The organism is Pandoraea anapnoica, assembly GCF_902459765.1.
Classification (GTDB): Bacteria; Pseudomonadota; Gammaproteobacteria; order Burkholderiales; family Burkholderiaceae; genus Pandoraea; species Pandoraea anapnoica.
This window is the reverse complement of the sequence record NZ_CABPSP010000004.1, coordinates 1-21,266: the sequence shown is the minus strand read 5'-3', so window position 1 is coordinate 21,266 and position 21,266 is coordinate 1. Positions and strand designations below refer to the sequence as shown.

The following is a 21,266-nucleotide window of genomic DNA, read 5'->3' as shown; positions in this document are numbered from 1 at the left end:
GTCTGCCACCGGCTGCGCGGCGTCCACACGTCAAACACACTGAGGTCCGGCATGTCTGCCCGATGGATTCCGTTCATTCGTCTCACGTATTCCCAGCACTTTCCGCAGCTAGCCCGCTTCACCCGTCATGCTCTCGCGGCAGCAGCGGCGTCTGCATTCGCGGTCAACGCGCACGCCCAATCGACCGCTAATCCGGGCGACGCGAATGTCGCGCTCTCCGGCACAACCGTCTCCGCCAAGCGACTCGATGCTGCACGCAACGCGCTCTCGCCCGATACCGGCAGCTCCGTCTATAACTTCGACCAGACGGATATTCAGGCACTGCCGCTCGGCGCAAACACGCCGCTCAATCAGGTGCTCCTGCAAGCGCCGGGCGTCGTGCAGGACTCATATGGCCAACTGCATGTGCGCGGTGATCACGCGAACCTGCAATACCGCATCGACGGCGTGATCATTCCCGAATCAATCAGCGGATTCGGTCAGGCTATCGATGCACGCATCGCGTCGCAAATCAATCTGATCACCGGCGCGCTGCCTGCGCAGTTCGGCTATCGCACGGCGGGCATCGTCGACATTCACACCAAAGGCTCGCCCGGTCTGGCCGACGGCACGGCCGACACCGGCGAGCCGCCCAAGGCCTTCGGCGGCGAGGTCGGCGTGGTGTTCGGCAGCCATGCCGACCGCGAGGTCAGCACCCAATTGTTCGGTACCAAGGGGGCGCTCAGCTATTACTTCAGCGCGCGTGTTTCGGCCAACGACATGGGGATCGAGAATCCGACGGGCGACCGCAACGCGATTCACGACCATACGAATCAGACGAATGCCTTCGGCATGGTGTCGTACCTACTGAATCCGGATAACCGCGTGTCGTTCATGTTCGGCACCGCGAATAACCGCTTCCAGATTCCGAACCTGCCGGGCGTTGCGCCACAGTTCACGCTGGACAACGGTGCGATTCCCGATTCGTCGAGCCTCAACGCACACCAGCGCGAGCTGACCGACTTCCAGGTGCTGTCATGGCAAAGCCACGTCTCGCCAAAGCTCGACACCCAGATTTCGCTGTTCCATCGCACCAGCCGCGTCGATTACACACCGGATCCGATTGGCGATCTCGTCTACAACGGCGTGGCATCGAATATCACGCGCCGCAATGAAGCGTATGGCGTGCAGGCCGACAGTAGCTACAAGCTCACCGACCGTCACACGCTGCGCTTCGGACTGTTCGTGCAGCAGGAGCATTTCAGCGTCGACAACACGTCGAACGTCTTCCCGGCCGACGACAACGGTCAGCAGACGAGCGGCACGCCGCTGACCATCGTGGACAACGCCAACGACCGGGGCACCACGTATGGCCTTTATCTGCAAGACGAGTGGAAGGCGACCGATCGTCTGACGGTCAACTATGGCGCGCGCTACGATCATGTAAACACCGTCACGAACGAGGGGCAGCTGTCGCCGCGTCTCGGGCTGACGTACGACCTGACGAGCCGCACGCGTCTGCATGCCGGGTATTCACGCTACTTCACGCCCCCAGCCACCGAGAAAATCGATACGACGTCGGTCGCGAAATTCCTCAACACGACCAATGCCCTGCCCTCGGACGCGAACACCGCAGTACGTGCCGAACGCTCCGATTACTTCGATCTGGGTGTCTCGCATCAACTGACGTCGGCGATCACCGTCGGGCTAGACGCCTACTATCGTCGCGTGAACCATCTGCAAGACGAAGGCCAGTTCGGTAATGCGCTCATCTATTCGACGTTCAACTACCAGAAGGGTCGCATTTACGGCGTGGAAGGCACCGTCAACTACCGTCAGGGCAACGTCGGTGCGTACCTGAACGTCGCCGTCTCGCGCGCGATGGGGCAAGGCATCGAGACCGGGCAATTCAACTTCGGTGCCGACGAACTGGCTTACATCGCCAATCACTGGGTGCATCTGGATCACGACCAGCAGGTGACCGCCTCGGCCGGTGTGTCTTATCAATGGGGCAGGACGCTGCTGTCGGCCGATGCGCTGTTCGGCTCGGGGTTGCGCAGCGGGTTCGTCAACAGCGAGCACCTGCCCGCGTACCTCCAGGTCAACCTCGGCGTCGGCGAGAAGTTCAACTTGCCGGGGGTCGGTCGCTTCGATGCGAAGTTGTCGGTCCTGAACGTCTTCGACCGTGTCTATGAATTGCGCGACGGCACCGGCATCGGTGTCGGCGCACCGCAGTTCGGGCCGCGGCGCACGTTCTATCTGGCGATGTCGAAGCCGTTCTGACAACGTCCGAACGACAGCACGCCGCCGCCCGACGCGTGGCGGCGGCGTGCCATCGGAAACGCGCCGGATCAGGCCTTATGCTCGACTGCCTGACGCCGAAACTCGGTGGTTGTCTGGCCCGCGTAGCCCCAGTTATCGGTATCGACTTCCTCGATCACGATGTGCGTAAGATGCGGTGACTTGCCCAGCACACGTTGCAACGTCTCGGTAACTTCGCGAATAACCTGTGTCTTCTGCTCGACGGTGTTGCCCTCACGGGTAATGCGAATGCTGACAAATGGCATGACTGACTCCTTTTGATGTAGGGGGAGACGGCCGACTCATCGCAAATGACCGGCCGTCGCTGCAATTAACGACCGGCGGCGTAACCGCCGTCCACTGGTGCAATCGTGCCAGTCACGTAATCGCTCTCCACGAAATACCGTACCGCACGCGCGACATCCTCGACCACTGCGATACGGCCCAGCGGATGCATCTTCCCCAGCGCGTCGTGCGTCTCGGGCGCATGCATCGGCGTATTCACCACGCCCGGGGCCACGGCGTTGACGGTCACCCCAAACGGCGCCAATTCCAGCGCCAGCGCCTTCGTCGCCTGATTCATCCCGCCCTTGAGCACCGCAGCCAGCAACGCGGGCACGCCCGAATTCGCCTGAAGGGCGATCGATGCCGTCACATTCACGATCCGCCCGTTGCGGCGCTCGCTCATATGGCGTGCGGCCACCTGCGAGAAGTACAGCGTGCCCTTCAGATTAGTGGCGATCTGCACTTCGATCTCCTCCGGCGTGAAGTCGATGAACGGCTTCGCTGCGAAGATGCCCGCATTGTTGATCAGCACGTCGACGTGACCGAACGTCTCGATGGCCTTCGCGAAGGCTGTTGTGGCGGCCGACGGATCTGCCACGTCGCCCGCGACCGGGAGAAAGCGCTCACCAGCGTTCAGCAATCCTGCCGTCTGTTCAAGACGCGCTGCACTGCGCCCCGTGCCGACGACGTTGTACCCGTCGCGCAAGAATGCCTGTGCCAGTCCGAGGCCGATGCCGCTCGTGGCGCCCGTGATGATGACCGTATGTTCCGACTTGCTCATGATGTGTGTCCTTGATGTCATTTCGCCTGCCGGGGCGTCGGCCAATCCGTCCGCCCCGCTGGTTGAAGACACTCTATTCATGATTTCAGACGCGAAAAACGCATGCGATTACACTTGTGTTTTTACATCGTGTAATGAATCGCGAACATGCAACGCCAATTCGACGATGTGCTGCTTGGCAGCATCGAGCTGTTTTGTCTGGCGGCGGAGGCTGGCAGCTTCACGGCGGCCGCCAATCAGGCAGGCGTGACGCCCGCTGCCGTCAGCCGGTCGGTCGCACGGCTGGAGCAGCGACTGGGCGTGCGCCTGTTCGTGCGCTCGACGCGCAGCATTCGTCTTACGGAGGGCGGCAGCGCGTATTTCGAAGAATGCCGGACTGCGCTGAGCCTGCTGGTGGAGGCCGAACGACGGGTCTCGGGCGCGCAGTCGCAGCCGTCGGGCACGTTGCGCATCAGCGTGCCTACGACCTACGGGCATTACCGGCTGCTACCGGTTCTGCCCGCGTTCCGGGCGCGCTACCCGCTCATCAAGCTCGACATTCAGGTCAGCAACCAGAACATCGACCTGCACGAGGAGCGCTTCGACTTCGCGGTTCGCTTCCGGGCACAACCCGAGTCGCGCATGGTGGCGCGACATCTCGAAGACGCAGCACTGGTCGTTGTCGCCCATCCCGGCTATCTCCAGCGCGCGGGCACACCCAAGACGCCGGACGATCTCGCCGCCCACGATTGCATCGAATTCGATTTGCCGAGTACGGGACGCCCGATCCCGTGGCTCTTCCGCGACGCAGGCAACGACATCGAGTACCACGCACGCGGCAACTTCCGGTGTGCCGACGATGTGCTTGCCGGTGTAACGCTCGCCCGAACCGGCGGCGGTATTTTCCAGACCTACCGCTTCATCGTCGAAGCGGATCTCGCGTCGGGTCAACTCGTCGAGGTGCTGGCCGATTACGCGGGACGTTCTCGCCCGGTGAGTCTGATGTACCCACACAGCAAGACACTGCCGTCGCGTGCGCGGGTTTTCATCGATTATTTGATGCAGACGCTTGCGCATTCATCCGCGCCGCGTAAGAGTGACGTACGCGCCGCAGCCGTATCCGAGCGTCCTCGCACGGAATAGACTCGGCAGATCTCCGTCGTCAAGTCACGCTTGCGTTGCCTTACGGTATGCGGATGTCGATGCCCCGAGTCGCGCGGGCATTGCGAAATTCAGAGGCTTTTGTGAATCCCCCGTCCGAATCCAGTTCCCCTACCGCCAGTTACACCGAACGAAACCACCGCTACTGGCAACGTAACCTCGCCATCTGTGTCTTCGGCTCGTTCACGACGCTGGCCGGACTCAGCATGCTGCTGCCGTTCCTGCCGCTGTACGTCAAGCAACTCGGCGTCGCGCCGGAGTCAGCGGTGATCCAGTGGTCCGGTGTCGCGTTCAGTGCGACGTTTCTCGGCACCGCTGTGACCGCGCCGATCTGGGGACATCTGGCCGACCGCTTCGGGCGTCGGCCGATGCTGATTCGCGCCGCCGTCGGCATGGTGATCGTGACGTCGCTCATCGGTATTGCGCACAACGTATATCAACTCGTCGCGTTGCGTTTGTTGACTGGACTGATCGGCGGTTACGCGTCGGCTTCCACCGTGATGATCGGCACGCAAGCGCCGCGCGATCGTGCAGGCTGGGCGCTGGGCGTACTCTCTACCGGCGCACTCGCAGGGAATCTGACCGGGCCGCTAATCGGCGGTCTGTTGCCGCCGTTGCTCGGCATTCGCGGCACGTTCTTCGCCTGTGCGGGCATGATCTCGATCACGGCGCTGCTCACCGTCTTCGGCGTGCGCGAAGACTTCGACCGCACGTGCGACAGCAAACGCAAAGCCACACCGGGTACGACCGCGCCCATGCCCCGTGCGCGCGTGGGCATCATCGCCGCCATCCTGTTCACCGGCATGATGGTGCTGCTCGCCAACATGTCCATCGAGCCGATCATTACCGTCTACATCGGACAGTTGGGTGTGGACGGTGCGCACCTCACGCGTGTGGCCGGTGTGGTGATGGCCAGTTCCGCGCTGGGCAGCATGTTGACGGCCGCGAAGCTCGGAGCGCTGGCGGACCGCGTAGGCAGTTGGCGCGTGATCGTCGGGTGTCTGATCGCAACCGCGCTGGTGATGATTCCACAGGCGTTCGTCACCGAGTGGTGGCAGTTGGCTGTGCTGCGCGTGCTGATGGGGATGACGCTGGCCGGTCTGCTGCCCGCCATCGGCAAGCTAGCGCGTCACGCCGTGGACGAGCGCAGCACCGGCAAGCTGCTCGGATATCTGCAATCGGCGCAATTCAGCGGGCAGGTCATCGGTCCGATCATCGGCGGCCAGATCGCCGTGATGTTCGGACTCCCGGCGGTGTTCTTCATGACGGCGATCCTGCTCGTGCTGTGCAGCGTGCTGGCCAACCGGGCACGCACCGTCAGCGCGCGACTCTCCCATCAAACGGCCTGAGCGCTTCAGCGACCCGCGCGAGCGGAACGTGTAGGACGGCGCACAGTTGCCGACGTCGCCAGCGCATCCTCGAGAAAGGCCATCAGCGCCTGCAGACGTGCGGTGCGCCCGCGACGCGTTGGCACCAGCAGCGTGACGGGTGCGCTGTCGAATTCCCAGTCTGCGAGCACGCGCACGAGACGTCCCGCTGCTACAGCGTCGCGCGTGTCCCACTCGGAACGCAACACCAGTCCCAGTCCCTGCTCCGACCACTCCCGCGCGACGCTGCCGTCGTTGGTCGTGTACGCAGGCACCACGCGCACACTGTCGCGTGTCGGGGCACGCCGGGACGTCGCAGGTGCGCCTTTGGCAGATGTCTTCGTCCGACGTCGAAACCGCCACAACGAAGCGTCCTCGTCGTTCTCCCGAATGCAGATGCAGCGATGCTGTAGCAGCGCGTGCGGCTCAGTCGGTGTGCCGTGTCGCTGTAGATAAGCGGGACTCGCACACAGCCAGCGGTCGTTAGGCGCAAGCGGCCGGGCAATCCACGACGAATCGCGCACCGCACCCACATGAATGACGGCATCCGAGTCGTGTTTGTCCGGCCACGGGGTTTCACGCAGTTCCAGTTGCAACTTCAGATCCGGATGCAACAGCCCGAAGCGCGCGAGCACCGGGGCCACGTGGTGCCGTCCGTAACCGAACGGGGCCGAAATACGTAGCGAGCCCGTAAGGCGCTTGTCTTCACGTCGAAACGATTCGGGCAGCGCGTCCAGTTGCGCGAGTAACGCCGAGCCTTCGCGGGCCAGACGCTCGCCTTCGGCCGTCAGGCTGAGCTGACGCGAGGTGCGTGTCGCGAGCGCCAGCCCGAGCAACGCTTCGAGTTTTCGCAGACGGGCAGACAACGCGGGCGGCGTCACGTTGAGCATGCGCGCCGCCGCACTCAGCGATGCCGACTGCGACAGCGCCTCGATCAGACGCAGGTCTTCGATCTGAATCATTCACCTGAACTTAATGTTTGATGTGCCGTAATTTAACCACGGCACGCCCTATCCTTCCTACACTGCGTCCAGTCATCTCACGCAAAACCACAACGAAAGAGGTTGTCATGTCCGACACATCCCCCGCCCGCGAGACCGGCTGGCCGCGCGCCGTGCTCTTCGATCTTCTGACGGCGCTGCTCGACTCGTGGACCGTATGGAACCGCGCCGCCGGTAGCGAAACTGCGGGCCGAACGTGGCGCGCCGAGTATCTGCGACGTACCTACGGCTGCGGCGCGTATGTGAGCTACGAACAACTGGTGCGCGAGGCGGCAGCGCACGTCGGCCTGCCGTCGTCAGCACCTCTTGCGCTCGAAGCCGAGTGGCTGACGCTTCCCGCCTGGGATGGCGTACGCGAGTTGCTGCAGGCGCTTCGCCCGCACTGCAAACTGGGTGTCGTCACGAATTGTTCGAAGACGCTCGGGCATCAGGCCGCCGGGTTGCTCGGCATCGACTGGGACGTCGTGGTGACGTCGGAGGAAGCCGGGTTCTACAAACCCGACCCGCGTCCGTATCGTCTGGCGCTCGACAGGCTCGGTGTCGACGCCAGCGATGCAGCCTTCGTCGCCGGCTCCGGTTACGACCTCTTCGGCACGTCGGCCGTTGGCTTGCGCACGTTCTGGCATAACCGTGTCGGCCTGTCCCGTCCCGACGGCGCGCCCGCGCCCGACAGCGAAGCGCCTACGCTTGGACCTGCGCTCGACTGGCTTCGCCACTTCCACGCCACCGCCTGAGATTCATCGCCATGACTTCGATCCACACTGTTCCGCTCGCGTCGTTGCAAACGCTGGAAACGCCCGCCGCCGTTATCGACGTGCCGCGCATGCAACAAAACATCCGCCGCATGCAATCGCGCATGGACGCGCTCGGCGTGCGATTCCGGCCGCACGTCAAAACCAGCAAGTGCGTGGAGGTCGCGCATGCGCAGATCGAAGCAGGCGCGTCGGGCGTCACGGTGTCCACGCTCAAAGAAGCCGCGCGCTTTTTCGACGACGGCGTCACCGACATTCTTTATGCCGTGGGCATGGTCGCGAGCAAGCTGCCCGCGGCGCTGGCGTTGCGGCGCCGGGGTTGCGACCTGAAGATCATCACGGACAGCGTGGCATCGGCCCAGGCCATCGTCGCCTTCGGGGCCGAGTACGGTGAGACGTTCGACGTCTGGATCGAGATCGATACAGACGGACACCGGTCGGGCATCCGTCCCAATGAAGACGCACTGATCGACGTCGCCCGCGTGCTGCACGACGGCGGCGCGGCGCTCGGTGGCGTCATGACGCATGCCGGTTCGAGCTATGACTTCGACACGCCCGAAGCGCTCGCCGCCATCGCCGAACAGGAGCGCGCGGGCTGCGTGCTGGCTGCGACGCGTCTGCGCGATGCCGGTCTGCCGTGTCTGGTCGTGAGCGTCGGCTCGACGCCCACCGCGCTCGCAGCCGAACACCTCGAGGGCGTGACGGAAGTCCGCGCCGGGGTGTATGTGTTCTTCGATCTGGTGATGCATAACGTCGGCGTGTGCACGACGGACGAGCTGGCGCTGAGCGTACTCACGACCGTGATCGGGCATCAGGCCGACAAAGGCTGGGCCATCGTCGACGCTGGCTGGATGGCCATGAGCCGCGACCGGGGCACGCAAAAGCAGAAGCGCGACTTCGGTTACGGGCAGGTCTGCCGCATCGACGGCAGCGTCGTGCCCGGTTATGTACTGAGCGGTGCGAATCAGGAGCACGGCATTCTGTCGCGCGAGGGCGAAGCCGACCCGGACATCGTGGCCCGCTTCCCCATCGGCACGCTACTGCGCATTCTGCCGAATCATGCGTGCGCGACGGGTGCACAGTTTCCCGAGTACCACGCCATCGATCCGGATCGCGATGTCGCAACATGGCCGCGTCTGCATGGCTGGTAAGCACCGCATCACAACGTAAAGACCGCGCTACGCGCCAGCGATGCTTATGCCGCCTCGCCGCATAACGTATCCCGATTTCCTTCGTTCACGGCGAGCCCTACGCCCGCTACGCTCGCACTTTGCCTGTATGGAGTGCACTCATGAGCGTAGAAATTATCGGGATGATCACGGCGGCGCCGGGGTCCGAAGTCGATCAACCCACGGGCGCGGCCATCGACCCCACGTTCATTACGCGCATGGCGCAGGCCCATGAGACGGCCGGTTTCGACCGCGCGCTCATCGGCTACTTCTCGAACGGCCCCGAAGGCAGCCTCGTCAGTAGCCACGTCGCCGCAGCGACGCAACGATTGGGGATTCTGCTCGCTTACCGTCCCGGGGTCATCTCGGCACCGCTCGCGGCCCGTCAACTCGCCACGCTCGACCAGTTCTCGCGCGGCCGCGTGGCGCTGAACGTCGTCTCCGGTGGGAACGACGCCGATCTGCGCCGCGATGGCGACTTCCTCGATCACGACGCGCGCTACACGCGCACCAACGAATACCTCGACGCCCTCAAGCGCATCTGGACCGCAGACAGTCCCGTCGACTTCGACGGCGAGCACTATCGCTTCGAACAAGCCTCGCCCGCCGTACAGACGTGGCAGAAGCCGCACATCCCGATTTACTTCAGCGGTGCGTCCGATGCGGCCATCGATGTCGCGGCACGCCACGCCGATACGTACATGCTGTGGGGCGAGCCGCTCGACGCTGTCGAGTCGCTGATCAACCGCGTACGCACCGCTGCGCAACGCTACGGCCGCAAGCCGCGCTTCTCGATCTCGTTCCGCCCGATCGTCGCCGACACGGAAGCACAAGCATGGGCGCGGGCCGATGACGTGCTGCGTCAGGTCAAGGCAACGCGCGCGAGCCTTGGGCTTCGCGCCGACGCGCCCGAGAACGTCGGGTCGCAGCGTCTGCTGGCCGCCGCTCAACGCGGCGACGTCGTGGACGAACGGCTGTGGATGGGCGTCGCAAAAGCGACGGGCGCGCGCTGGAATTCGACAGCACTCGTCGGCACGCCAGAACAGGTGGCGCAAGCGCTGGGCCGCTACTACACCCTTGGCGTCGACACGTTCCTCATTCGCGGCTTCGACCCGCTCGGAGACACGATCCGCTACGGCGAATCGCTGATTCCCGCCATCCGCCGCCATATCGCCGAACTCGACCGGCAGCGCACGCCTCAGGCGGCGTGACTCGCGTCGCGCCCTCTCCTCTTCGTTCTCTTTTCAATCGCTTTTCATAGGTGTCATGATGTTGCTGCGCTGGATTCGTCGCGCCCGCTTTGCCGTTCCCGCCCTCTCTCTGTCTGCTTTCACGGCGTTCGGTGTCATGCACGCCGATGTGGCGAATGCGCAAGGCGTCACGTTGCGCGTCGGGGATCAGAACTACTACAACGTGCGGGCCTCGATGGAGGCTTCAGGCGCACTCGAAGGGGCGAACTATCAAGTCGAATGGAAACACTTCCAGTCGGCCGCGCCGGTGGCCGAAGGTCTTAACGCCGGAGCGCTGGATCTCGGCTTCCTCGGCGACTCGGGCTTTCTGTTCCTCGCCGCGAAAGGCGCGCCGGTCAAACTGATCGCCATCTCGCGTCAGAACCCGGACACGATTGCACTACTCGTGCCGAAGGATTCGCCCGTCAAATCGATCCAGGATCTCAAGGGTAAAAAGGTCGCCTACTGGCCGGGCGCGTGGAGTCAGCAACTGACGCTGCGCGCGTTGGAGAAAGCCGGACTGCCGACTGATTACGTCCAATTCGTCAAACTCATGCCGGTCGACGCCGCAGTCGCGCTGCCCAATGGCGCTATCGACGCGTTCCCCGTCTGGGAGCCGTACATCTCGCAGCAAGTCGTGCACAACGGGGCGCGTCCTATCATCACTGCGCGCAATCTGATGCCGGGTCTGAGCAGCGTCGCGGCATATGCGCCGTCGGTCAGTACGAAGCACGCGGCAATTGCCGACTTCCTCGCACGGTTGCAAAAAGCGCGTGCCTGGGTGGAGAGCCACAAGGAGGTTTATGCCGATCAATGGGCGAAGAAAGCCGGGCTGGATCGCGATGTCGCACGGCACTGGATCGGTCAGGCGGGCATGACGCTCGATGCCGTCGACAAGCAAGCCTTGGTCGATTATCAGGGCACGAGCGATTTCCTTACGCAAACCGGCGCACTGCCGAACCGCTTCGATGTCAGCAAGATCGTCGACACGTCGTTCAACGCCGTGCTTGAGGCGAAGGGACAGGCGACGCGTCAGAGCGCGTCGCGATAACCGGAATCGCTGTACCTCCGGGACACGGGCACAAGCCGCCTTAAGGGGCGGCTTGCACTTACTCATTTGCTCAAGGTGTTCCTTGAATTTAGTGCATTCCAATACGCTTGTTCATCCGACTCGTAGCGGTTAGCGCCATCGGAACTAAGTTGGAACTCCACGGCAGCCGTCTCTTGAACCGCGTCCGATAGGCTCGCAGTCACGGGCCTACCGTCATCCCTGCCAACAACGCCAGACCAGCGCCTAACATCAGGCGGATTGTTCCCATGTTGTGGTGACGTCTTTGCCAAGAGGTCGCCCGACATCCCAACGGCACCTCCGGCCCCCGGCTGACCGGCGTCGTTTGGATGAGCGCTGGGGTCGTGTGGCGCGGAATAGTTATAGTTCGGCTGCTGGTAGTTCGGCTGCTGGTAGTTCGGCTGCTGGTAGCTGTAGTCGGGTTCGAGCGTCTGGTAGCTCACTCGACTGGCCTTGACCAAGTCACTGGCGACGTCCTCTTTGGTCGGCGCTTGAGGCTGGGTGTCAGACAAGGTGAGTGCGGGTGGCTGAACACCCATTGACGAGACTGTCGAGGGATTCATAAAGGTTCTCCATCGGTAAGTGGAGACTTCACTTTGGCACCCATAACGCGCATCGCTTTACGTTACATCCCTCCGCCTTCGGTATTTGCGTACCCGTAGCGAAAGGGGGCGTCTTTCCCCAACAAAACCTTGGGGCAACCGCTCAAGATGTTCGCTGGCAAGGCCGCCGGACGAGGCGTCCCCGCAAACTCCACCGTCCGGTCGATCCTTTAACGACTAGTGCACCGACTTCGGCACAACGTTAAGCGCAGACCCGGCCCTGAACCCCGCCAGTTGCACCTCCCTGTTACCGTGCGTTAGTGCCACCGTTTCCAGCGTGCCGCGCGACGCCCGTCGGAAGAACGACGGACTTCAGCCGGTCAGTTCGCCGACGACACGATGCCGTTCGTGGCCATGAACGTCAGATTACCCCCCATGCGCGGATCCCGGAATGGCCCGGCCTCATGCATCGCCTGGAACCGAACGGGATCGGGCGAGCGCAGACGATAGAACTCGACCCAGCCGCTGGACGCCTTAGGGCTGGCCGTCTCCTGTACCGAACCGGATTGCGCATTGAACCACGCCGGATCGCGGTAACCATCCGCCACGCGTGCGGCGAGGCGTTCCAGCGCCCCCTGACGGTACGAATACCAGTCTTCGCCGCGAAGACGCGCCAGCTCGGCCATCATCACGAGCGGTGCCGTCGCGTAGTCGTGGTAATGCAGCGCGCGACGCTTGCGCGCCATCTCCATCGGCAGACTGCCATCGGGCTCGATGGCGTCGACGCCAGTGCGAAAGATACTCTGAGCTGCCTTGAACAACGCGTCGTCGCGCGTGGCGACAGCCGTCGCCATGATGCCGATCCCGGTCCAGTAATAGTGATTGTTGCGCTTGTGTTTCAGGTTGTCCCAGTAAGCCAGATTGGCAGACGACAATTTGCGCAGCCACGGCTCGATGGACGCGCGCTGCTGTGGTGTCGCCTCCGCTTGCGTGCGCAGATACGCCAACGCGAGCGCGCCGTGGATCCACTGGCGCATGTAGTCCGACTGGTCGTTGTTCACGTGCACCATACGTCCGAGCATCGCGCCGCTGCTGGCCCACGCATCGAGCCACGTCAACGCGCAACGTGCGGCGGCCGCGTCGGCGGTTCGGGCGTATGCATCGGCCGAATTAGTGACATGCGACGCGAAGTCGTTCAGCGGTTTGGCCGCCGCGTCGCTTTCGGCCTTGAGCCTAGGATCGATGACGGAGCTGGCAGCGTCCGAGTAGTAGCCCATCGCCCGGATGTCGGGGTTGCCCGGTGGGGGCGCGGGACATTCGCCTTGTGCGCCGTAAGCACCGATCGTGAACGACATAGCGGCGGTAACTCCTGCAATCCTGACGAGACGCAAAACCATTACGCAATTCCCTGATAGATAACTTACCCCTGCGATGCCTGACCGAGCATCCACTCGCGGAAGTACCGCAACGCCGAACGTTGTTGCAGACGCTCCTTCGGGTAGCAGAGGTAATGCCCATGACGCGGCACATCCACACCAGCATCGACCGGCACGACGAGGCGACCGGCCTGTATCGCCTCACGCGCCAGAAACTCCGGCACAAGTCCCACGCCCATCCCAGCCTCGGCCGCCTGTAGCAGCACCGAGTACTGCTCGAAACGAGGCCCCGGGCGCTGCGCATGGGGCGCAACGTCGTAGCACGTGGCCCATGTTCCCCAGACTTCTTCCGCCTGATTGTGCACGAGCCTCGGTGCGCGGGCCACATCTGTCGCGGACGTCAGCGGATACCGTGCGACGAACGACGGCGCACACACCGGAACGAAACGACGCCCGTCCAGATACTCGCTCACCACACCTTCCCACGACCCGTCGCCATAGCGCACGGCAGCGTCCAGCGTGAACGGGAAAGCGTCGCCATGCGCCAGATGACGGCTGAAGCTTAGCGTAACGCCAGGCGTGCTCGCCAGGAAGTCGGGCAAACGGGGGATCAACCATTTGGTGGTGAACGTCGGCACGCTGGCAATCGTCAGCAGATCGCTTTCGCCACGCGACGTCATCAGTTCCAGCGATGCATTCCCGATCTCACGCAACGGCTCGGCGACGCGGTCGTGATAGCGACGCCCCGCCTCGGTCAGCACCAGATGACGCCCCTCACGCACGAACAATGGCGTGCCGACCAGTGTCTCCAGTGCCGCGATCTGTCGGCTCACCGCACTCGGCGTCAAGCCCAACTCACGGGCGGCGCGAGAAAAATTCAAATGTCTTGCCGCGCTGGTGAAGGCAAGCAGCTCGGCGATGTTCGGATAGCAATGGCGCATCTGGGAATGTCAGGCTGGCGTTGGTTTCCGGTCAGAAACAGCGATTCGCGACGCGTCGCGGTGGCGCGGCAACTGTTCCGTTTTCGCACAACACGATGCCCGAATCGTGTGTTTTCTTCATGACGATGACATTTCAGACCGTGAAACTCTCGCCCAACGTCGATCCGGCTGTCTCCCTGCCAGCCCATTTGCAGTAAGGGATTGCAAGACTCCCGGCCGACCGATGCGAATTTGTCACCGTATGCCGTTCAGGTTTCCCCGATGTCCGACGTTCACGCCGACCGCCTTGCCCAGACTGTGCCACCCCGGCACAACCCAGCCCCTGCCGTTGCAGGTGCCGTGGGGCATGCCGCACCGCGCGCGAAGACAGGTCTGCTGATCTGGGTCGTGCGCGCCGTCGCAGCCCTATTTCTGATCTACCTCTGCCTGCCCGTGCTGTTGCTGCTGATCGGCGCGTTCGGCCAGACGTGGACCAATACCGTACTGCCGACGGGCGTAACGGGACACTGGTTCACCGATCTGGCGGGCGACCCGTCGTTTCGCCGGGCCTTTTCGACGAGCCTGATCGTCGCGCTGAGCTGCTGTGCGATGACCGCACTGATCGGCCTGCCATTGGCGTACTCGCTGCATCACCGTTCGCGCAGCGGCCGCGGGGCGATTGCACGGCTGGTGACACTGCTGCCCGTCGCCGTGCCCGCCCTCACGCTCGGCTTCGGCTACATCGCCGTCTTCAGCGGCGACACGCTGCCGTGGCTCGGCTCGCTCTGGCTGCTCGTACTGGCGCACGCCGTGCTCACGCTGCCCTACCTCACACAGACGCTGCTTGCCGATCTGCGGCATCTCGACATTGCCAAACTTGAGGATTGCGCGGCCACGCTGGGCGCATCGCCGCTGCGTCAGTTCCTGACGATTGCCGTGCCGAACCTCACCCATAGCCTGGTGGCCGGGCTGGTGATGGTCGCAGCGCTCTCAATCGGCGAATTCCAGATTTCCAATCTCATCGCGGGTTTCCGCTATCGCAACTATCCGGTGGTGTTGCTTCAGGCGTTCTACGGTGCGACCGGCTTCGCCTGCGCCGCCACCGTCGTACTGCTCGTGCTCGCGCTGGCCGCGACCGGCATGTCGATCGTCGCGGCTTCCCGCCAGAAGGTCAGTTCATGAGTCTCACTCTCGAAAACGTCAGCTTCCGCTACGCGGGCGCGGCCAATGGCCTTGACGACGTCAGCTTGAAAGCGCGGCAGGGCGAATTGCTTGCCGTGATGGGCCGCAGCGGCTCGGGCAAGTCAACCGTACTGCGCCTCGTCGCAGGTCTGCTCGACGGCTATCGCGGACGCATCGCCATCGGCGGCGAAGACGTCGGCGGCGTGCCGGTCTGGCGTCGTCACGTCGGCATGGTATTCCAGCAATACGCGCTGTTCCCACACCTGAGCGTCGTCGACAACGTCGCTTACGGACTTCGGATGCAAGGCGTCAAGGCCGCAGAGCGTCAGCGTTCGGCCCTCGACATGCTCACGCGTGTCGGGCTGGCCGAATTCGCAACGCGTCGCCCAACGTCCCTTTCGGGCGGTCAGCAACAACGCGTGGCGCTCGCCCGCGCCCTAGCGATCTCGCCGCGCGTGCTGCTGCTCGACGAACCGCTCGCCGCGCTCGACGCCGGTATCCGACAGCAATTGCGCGACGAAATTCGCGCGCTGCAACAGGCCAGCGGAGCCACCACGCTGATCGTCACGCACGACCGCGACGAGGCGCTGAGCATGGCGGATCGCGTTGCCATCATCGACAACGGTCGCCTGTTGCAGATCGACACGCCACAACGCCTGTACGACGCGCCGGCCTGCGCGACGGTAGCGAGCTTTACCGGGCTGTCGACGGTGTTGCCTGCGCGGGTCACGCGTCCCGGCATGGTCGACACCGGCTTCGCCGAGCTGCACGTCGAGACCGGCACATGGCGGCCGGGGGCGGCGGTCTCGCTGCTGGTGCGCCCCGAACACATTCAATGCGACCCGCCGGTGAGCACCATCAACCGCCTCGGCGGCCATCCGGGCGCGGTGCGCTTCTTCGGCGCGACCTGCCGATTCGACTTCCTGCCTGAAGGCGCGACAACCCCGCTCCTCGGCGAGAGTCGCACGCCCGCGTCGTTCGCCATCGCGCTTGACCCCGCGCATCTGCGCGTATTGCCGCCGGTGGGGGCCTGAAATGCCTGCCCTCATGACCGCGCGATCTACCAAACATTTCCCGATTCACGTCCAAGACGGAGCTATGTCGATGATCCACCCTGCCCCCTCTCTGCGCCCGCGCGCCCTGCCATCACTGGCCACGCTCGCGACTGCCTTTGCGCTGCTCTCGGGCGCCGCAGGTTCCGCGTTCGCTCAAACCAACGCTGCAGCACCGCTGTATCCGGGCGAATCCGAGCTTTACGCCAAGGCGGCCGAAGAAGGTCTGGTTGTGTCGTTCGACACCGGTCCGGAATGGGCCAACTGGAAGGCGCTGTTCGCCGAATTCCGCAAGCGCTATCCGAAGGTCGAGATCACGTACAACGACATCGGCTCTGCCGCGACCGTCACCGCACTGGACAAGTCCCGTCGACGTCCGCAAGCCGATACGGCCTACTACTTCGCAGGCTCGGCGCTCGACGCCGTGCAGAAGGATGTGGTCGCGCCGTTCAAGCCGATCAACTTCGACACGCTGCCGAAGGTCTTCCGCGACAACGACGGTCGCTGGTTCACCATCCACTCGCTCAACATTGCGTTCCTCGTGAATACGAAGCTGGTCAAGCACGTGCCTCAGTCGTGGGCCGACCTGCTCAAACCCGAGTACAAGAACTCTGTGGTGTACCTCGATCCGCGCTCGACCGGTCAGGGGCAGGTCGCCGTGTTTGCTGCGGCTTACGCCTTCGGCGGCAACGTCGACAATCCGAAGCCGGGTGCCGAGTTCTTCGGCAAATTGCGTGATGCAGGCAATGTGATGCGCGTCGAAGGCACCACGCCGTATGCCAAGTTCGTCAAGGGCGAGATCCCGATTCTCATCGGCTACGAGAACGACGGCCTGAAGGCCAAGTACACCGACGGCATGGGCGACGCGGCTCAGGTCGTGATTCCGAAGGAAGCCAGCGTCTCCGCGCCCTACGCCATCAGTCTCGTGAAGAACGGCCCCAATCCGGAAGCGGCCAAGTTGTGGCTGAACCTCATCATGAGTCCGGTAGGTCAGTCGCTGTTCGCGCAGGGTTATGTGCGCCCGGCCGTGCCCGGCACGCCGTTCACCGCCGAGATGCGCGCACGCATGCCGGACGCCCCACAGGTGCATCCGCTCGACGTCGCTCGCGCCGCTGCGCAAAAGGCCGAAGTCGATCGTCTGTGGTCGGCCGCCGCACTCGCCAAGTGAGTTCGCAGACCATGACGTCAGCGCGCGCATCGACCGGCATCGTCGAGCCCCCCGATCCCCACGTGTCGCCAATGCTGCAGCGTGCGAAAGACACGCCGCGCGGCTGGGTACGCCGCTTCGGCGGTCTGCCCGCCGCCGTGGTGCTCGCGCTGGGCTTCGGCTTGCCGCTCGCGTCGCTGGTCGTGGCGGCGCTCGAGGGGCATGGCGCAGCGTTTTCCGCCATCGCCCTCGATCCCCTGGTGCGCGATGCCTTCGTCAACTCGCTGGCGCTGGCCGTCGGTGCAGGCACCGTCTCGCTGATCGTGGGCGCGCTGATCGCCGTGACGCTTGCGCGTCAGACGCCACGCCGTCGCCGGATCTGGCTGGCGGCCATGGGCGTGCCGCTCGCTTTCTCGGGGCTGGTGATTGCGTATGGCTTCATTCTGGCGTTCGGACGCTCCGGCTTCGTGACGATGACCCTCGCGTCGCTTGGCGCAGATCCGGTGCGCTTCGGCGCCCTGATCTACACCGCTCCCGGACTCGTCGCCGCCTATGCGTATTACCTGATCCCGCGCGTGGCGCTGATGGTGTATCCAGCCATCGCCAACCTCGACCGCCGCCCCATCGAAGCCGCGCTCACGCTGGGTGCAACACCGTTGCGCGCGATCGTCGACGTCGCCCTGCGCGAACTGTGGCCCACGCTGGTCGCCGCGTGGTGCCTCGTCACGGCGATTGCGCTCGGGACGTACGGCACAGCGCTGGCGCTCGCCGGTACCCAGATCAATATTCTGCCGTTGCTCATGTTCCTGAAGATGTCGGACGGGCAAACGGATTTCCCTCAGGCTGCCGCGTTGTCGCTCGTGTTGATGGCGGTATGCAGCGGTGTGCTCGCTCTCGGAGAGTGTCTTGTACGGCGTCATCATTAATGAGTGGTCGGCTGCGGCCCGCCACGCCCTCGATCAACTCTCAGCCCGACAGGCGGGTCCCTCGCGTCATGTGACGCCCGTCGGCCTCATCGGCCCGCGCGAAGCCTCTCCCGCCCAACTCTACGCCGCGCAATGCATCGGCGAAGCGCTGGCGGCAGCCGGTGTCGCACTGGTATGCGGCGGCAAGGGCGGCGTGATGGAAGCAGCGTCCGCCGGGGCGTCGGCCGCAGGCGGCATCGTGATCGGCCTGCTGCCCGAGGAGCATGCCAACGACGCCAATCCTCACCTGAGCGTGGCGCTGCCCACCGGGCTGGGCATTACGCGCAACGCCCTGATCGCGCGCGCGTCGATCTGCCTCGTAGCCGTGGGTGGCGGGCTGGGCACGCTCTCGGAAATCGCGCTCGGACTTCAGTGGCGCAAACCGGTCTTTACCGTCCTCGACGCCCCGGCCGTGCCGGGTACCGAGAGCTTCGACGATATCGACGCATTGGTCGTGGCGGTGGCCACCTGGCTGAGCGTCACCGGACTTCCCGGAGGTGACCACCCCGGAAAGTAACACCGGCAGTTCGATAAAACCGACCCACACCGGGGAACTGCCGGTGCGTTTTCGTGATGTTCCTGCAATATAAATTTAGGATCACTAATATTATGAAACGTATTCTTCTCGCTGCACTCGGCCTTGGCGGTATGGCCGGCATCATGGCTCCCGTCTACGCTCAGAGCAGCGTGACCCTGTACGGCATCGTCGATGCCGGCGTGGGTTATGCGAGCGGTCAGCGCACGGCCAACTCCAAGGGCGGCGTCGGCGCACCGATCAACTACACGAACGGTTCGGTCTGGGGCTTTGCGAGCGGCACCTGGTCGGGCGACCGTTGGGGCCTGAAGGGTTCGGAAGATCTGGGTGGCGGCAATTCGGCCATCTTCCAGCTGGAAAACGGTTTCAACATCGGTAACGGTACGTCAGGTCAGGGTAACCGTCAGTTCGGCCGTCAATCGTGGATGGGTCTGCAAAGCGCCACGCTCGGCAAGCTCACGTTCGGCCGTCAGTACGATCCGATCGTCGATTACGTCGGCCCGATCAGCGCCGGTACGTTCGTGACCGGTATGGGTGCACACCCGGGCGACATCGACAACCAGGACAACCAGTCGCGCGTGAACAACTCGGTCAAGTGGGCCAGCCCGAACTACGCCGGCTTTCAGTTCGGCGCGATCTATGGCTTCGGTGGTCAACCCGGCAGCGTGAAGAACCAGAACACGTGGGGCTTCGGCGGTTCGTACGCCAGCGGCCCGTTCGCCGTGGCCGTGGGCTACCTGCAGGCAACGAACGCCTACGGCACGTCGTCGAGCACGTGGTCCGGTTCGTATGACGGCACGTTCTCTTCGTCGATCAACGAAGGCTTCGCTTCGGCCGCCAGCCAGCGCATCATCTCGGCCGCCGGTAGCTACACGTTCGGTGCCACGCAGGTCGGTATCCAGTACGGCAATGTGCAGTACACGCCGGGCTCGCTGTCGACGTTCGCCAGCTCCTTCACGTTCAACACGATCGGCACGAGCATCGCATATCAGTTCACGCCGGCCCTGCGCCTGGCCGCCGCGTACAACTACACGCAAGGCAGCGACGTAAAGGGTTCGGGCGGTCCGAAGTACCACACGGTGAACTTCGCCTCGTACTACGCGCTGTCCAAGCGCACGTCGCTGTACGGTCTGGTCGGCTATCAGAAGGCGTCGGGCAACACGCTCGACACGTTCGGCAACGTTGTCTCGGCGACGGCTTCGGTCGGCGACGTGGGCAACGGCATCTCCTCCGCCACGGCGACGCAGACGTTCGTGCGCGTGGGTGTCCGCCAGACGTTCTAAGCGTCTGAGCGGATCGTAGTGGTAGCACCGCTGTAAATGTAGGGTCACGCTGGACTGTCCCCCGCCGCCCCACGGCGGGGGGCTTGAGCCTCACCTCGGGGACTTCGCGAGAACCGGATCGGCGCGCAACGTTGTGGACATGGTGTGGCGTTGCATGACGGACCGGCTCACCCTTGGGCACGCTTTCGCACACCCCTCGCACGGCCTTACCTCAAGCCGTGCTGTGCGCAGGCGTGCCGCTTTTTTTGTGCCTCGCGGGTGGCCGCACCAGACAGTGCGCCCGGAGGCCGGAAATCCCGGGACGATTCAGCGCGAATATCGGCACCTGTCAACGTTGACAGTTGTCGGGCGAGTGTTGTGAGGGCGAAATGGAGAAGTGGTATTCGATTTCCGATTTCGATCACCTCGCACATCGCGCCACGCCGTGCGAGGCCCCCCTCTTTTCGCCGGTCATTCGGAGGTCCGTCATGAAGACTCACGACAACCGCTCCACGCTCGATAACAACGCTCTTCCGGACGACAAGTTGCTGCCTTTTCCGACGGCCGAGTTACCCAAGCCGATTGTCGAAGAAGCGGTAGGCGACATGCTCAATCCTGAGGATGTCGACGACTTTGCCACTGTGACGGTCATGCCGTATGAAGGTATGACGTCCGGCGATATCGTGTGGATCTTCTTCGGGCAGGGCAGCGGCGGCGAGGAAATCGACACCGTCTTGATTTCGGATAATCTGGTCGGCCGGTCGGTACAAATGGATGTGCCGAAGGAGAAGGTGTCGTTCTTCGATACGGCAACGGTGACGGTCTATTACGCGGTGCACCGGGATGGTGTGCTGTGGGCTCGCTCGGAAGACCTGGTGCTCAATGTCATGACACCGATGCGCTGGCCTGCCCCGTATGTCGAGGAGGCCGTGGGGGATGACCTGCCCGAGGACGCGTTTGCGCGTGGGGTGCGCACGGTCGTGCCACGGCATGAGGACATGCAAGCGGGCGACGTCATCAAGCTCTTCTGGGAGGGCGAGGGAAATCAATACACGGACAGCATCCCCATCTCGTCGCCGATGGACTTCCGGTTCCGCGTGCAGAAAGAAACGGTCGATCTGTGGATCGGCAAGATCGTGCAAATCTTCTACACGATCACGCGCGGCGCCACCGTCATTCACTCCGAAGTGCTGAATTTGCGCGTGGCCATTA

Annotated in this window: 19 protein-coding genes and 1 pseudogene; 14 read left to right on the top strand and 6 right to left on the bottom strand. The window is 63.7% G+C overall.

The features are described 5' to 3' along the window. Positions 1–51 precede the first annotated feature (51 nt). Positions 52–2,262, top strand: coding sequence for a TonB-dependent receptor (locus tag PAN31117_RS08320; protein ID WP_174990876.1), 2,211 nt, complete (start codon positions 52–54; stop codon positions 2,260–2,262). 68 nt (positions 2,263–2,330) lie between these two features. On the opposite strand, the gene PAN31117_RS08315 is transcribed toward PAN31117_RS08320, so the two are convergent. Then, the gene (locus tag PAN31117_RS08315; RefSeq protein WP_150737779.1) at positions 2,331–2,546 is read right to left on the bottom strand and encodes a tautomerase family protein; all 216 of its coding nucleotides are present in this window, start codon (positions 2,544–2,546) and stop codon (positions 2,331–2,333) included. A gap of 65 nt (positions 2,547–2,611) precedes the next feature. Further along, positions 2,612–3,346 carry an SDR family NAD(P)-dependent oxidoreductase gene (locus PAN31117_RS08310; RefSeq protein ID WP_150737778.1) on the bottom strand — a complete coding sequence of 245 codons (735 nt, stop codon included), beginning with the start codon at positions 3,344–3,346 and terminating at the stop codon, positions 2,612–2,614. 147 nt (positions 3,347–3,493) lie between these two features. Here PAN31117_RS08310 and PAN31117_RS08305 point away from each other — a divergent pair, with 147 nt between their 5' ends. Both PAN31117_RS08305 and PAN31117_RS08300 read left to right on the top strand, forming a co-directional pair. Next, positions 3,494–4,468: a LysR family transcriptional regulator gene (locus PAN31117_RS08305; protein ID WP_150737777.1), complete on the top strand. Its 975-nt coding sequence runs from the start codon at positions 3,494–3,496 to the stop codon at positions 4,466–4,468. A gap of 101 nt (positions 4,469–4,569) precedes the next feature. Beyond that, complete coding sequence (locus PAN31117_RS08300) at positions 4,570–5,835, top strand: MFS transporter (protein ID WP_246188977.1); 1,266 nt, start codon at positions 4,570–4,572, stop codon at positions 5,833–5,835. 5 nt (positions 5,836–5,840) lie between these two features. Here PAN31117_RS08300 and PAN31117_RS08295 read toward each other — a convergent pair whose 3' ends face one another. Continuing rightward, positions 5,841–6,815, bottom strand: a complete 975-nt coding sequence (locus tag PAN31117_RS08295) for a LysR substrate-binding domain-containing protein (RefSeq protein ID WP_150737775.1) — start codon at positions 6,813–6,815, stop codon at positions 5,841–5,843. 107 nt (positions 6,816–6,922) lie between these two features. Here PAN31117_RS08295 and PAN31117_RS08290 point away from each other — a divergent pair, with 107 nt between their 5' ends. From PAN31117_RS08290 to PAN31117_RS08275, 4 genes are all read left to right on the top strand, one after another. Next, positions 6,923–7,588 carry an HAD family hydrolase gene (locus PAN31117_RS08290; RefSeq protein ID WP_150737774.1) on the top strand — a complete coding sequence of 222 codons (666 nt, stop codon included), beginning with the start codon at positions 6,923–6,925 and terminating at the stop codon, positions 7,586–7,588. An 11-nt stretch (positions 7,589–7,599) separates the two neighbouring features. Then, positions 7,600–8,757: a DSD1 family PLP-dependent enzyme gene (locus PAN31117_RS08285; RefSeq protein ID WP_150737773.1), complete on the top strand. Its 1,158-nt coding sequence runs from the start codon at positions 7,600–7,602 to the stop codon at positions 8,755–8,757. 140 nt (positions 8,758–8,897) lie between these two features. Next, a complete protein-coding gene (locus PAN31117_RS08280; RefSeq protein ID WP_150737772.1) occupies positions 8,898–9,986 on the top strand; it encodes an LLM class flavin-dependent oxidoreductase in 1,089 nt (362 codons plus the stop codon). Between the two features lie 55 nt (positions 9,987–10,041). Continuing rightward, positions 10,042–11,055, top strand: coding sequence for an ABC transporter substrate-binding protein (locus tag PAN31117_RS08275; protein WP_246188976.1), 1,014 nt, complete (start codon positions 10,042–10,044; stop codon positions 11,053–11,055). 62 nt (positions 11,056–11,117) lie between these two features. On the opposite strand, the gene PAN31117_RS08270 is transcribed toward PAN31117_RS08275, so the two are convergent. From PAN31117_RS08270 to PAN31117_RS08260, 3 genes are all read right to left on the bottom strand, one after another. Beyond that, positions 11,118–11,636 (bottom strand): hypothetical protein, encoded by a 519-nt coding sequence (locus PAN31117_RS08270; RefSeq protein ID WP_150737771.1) that lies wholly within the window; start codon positions 11,634–11,636, stop codon positions 11,118–11,120. 359 nt (positions 11,637–11,995) lie between these two features. Beyond that, positions 11,996–12,970 (bottom strand): alginate lyase family protein, encoded by a 975-nt coding sequence (locus tag PAN31117_RS08265; RefSeq protein WP_246188975.1) that lies wholly within the window; start codon positions 12,968–12,970, stop codon positions 11,996–11,998. 65 nt (positions 12,971–13,035) lie between these two features. Then, positions 13,036–13,932 carry a LysR substrate-binding domain-containing protein gene (locus PAN31117_RS08260; protein ID WP_150737769.1) on the bottom strand — a complete coding sequence of 299 codons (897 nt, stop codon included), beginning with the start codon at positions 13,930–13,932 and terminating at the stop codon, positions 13,036–13,038. A gap of 261 nt (positions 13,933–14,193) precedes the next feature. Here PAN31117_RS08260 and PAN31117_RS08255 point away from each other — a divergent pair, with 261 nt between their 5' ends. The 7 genes and pseudogenes from PAN31117_RS08255 to PAN31117_RS08225 all read left to right on the top strand — a co-directional run. Next, positions 14,194–15,093, top strand: a complete 900-nt coding sequence (locus tag PAN31117_RS08255) for an ABC transporter permease (protein ID WP_150737768.1) — start codon at positions 14,194–14,196, stop codon at positions 15,091–15,093. Then, a complete protein-coding gene (locus PAN31117_RS08250; protein ID WP_150737767.1) occupies positions 15,090–16,127 on the top strand; it encodes an ABC transporter ATP-binding protein in 1,038 nt (345 codons plus the stop codon). Before PAN31117_RS08255 ends, PAN31117_RS08250 begins: the two co-directional genes overlap by 4 nt. A gap of 70 nt (positions 16,128–16,197) precedes the next feature. Further along, on the top strand, positions 16,198–17,313 hold the full coding sequence (locus tag PAN31117_RS08245) for an extracellular solute-binding protein (protein WP_150737766.1): 1,116 nt from the start codon (positions 16,198–16,200) through the stop codon (positions 17,311–17,313). A 71-nt stretch (positions 17,314–17,384) separates the two neighbouring features. Beyond that, positions 17,385–18,218, top strand: a complete 834-nt coding sequence (locus PAN31117_RS08240) for an ABC transporter permease (protein WP_370855741.1) — start codon at positions 17,385–17,387, stop codon at positions 18,216–18,218. Further along, positions 18,199–18,774 carry a TIGR00725 family protein gene (locus PAN31117_RS08235; protein WP_246188974.1) on the top strand — a complete coding sequence of 192 codons (576 nt, stop codon included), beginning with the start codon at positions 18,199–18,201 and terminating at the stop codon, positions 18,772–18,774. Before PAN31117_RS08240 ends, PAN31117_RS08235 begins: the two co-directional genes overlap by 20 nt. Before the next feature lie 92 nt (positions 18,775–18,866). Then, entirely contained in the window at positions 18,867–20,075 is a 1,209-nt protein-coding gene (locus PAN31117_RS08230) for a porin (protein WP_150737765.1), read from the top strand. Positions 20,076–20,542: 467 nt separating this feature from the next. After that, positions 20,543–21,266, top strand: a pseudogene (locus PAN31117_RS08225) (hypothetical protein); the annotation flags it as partial.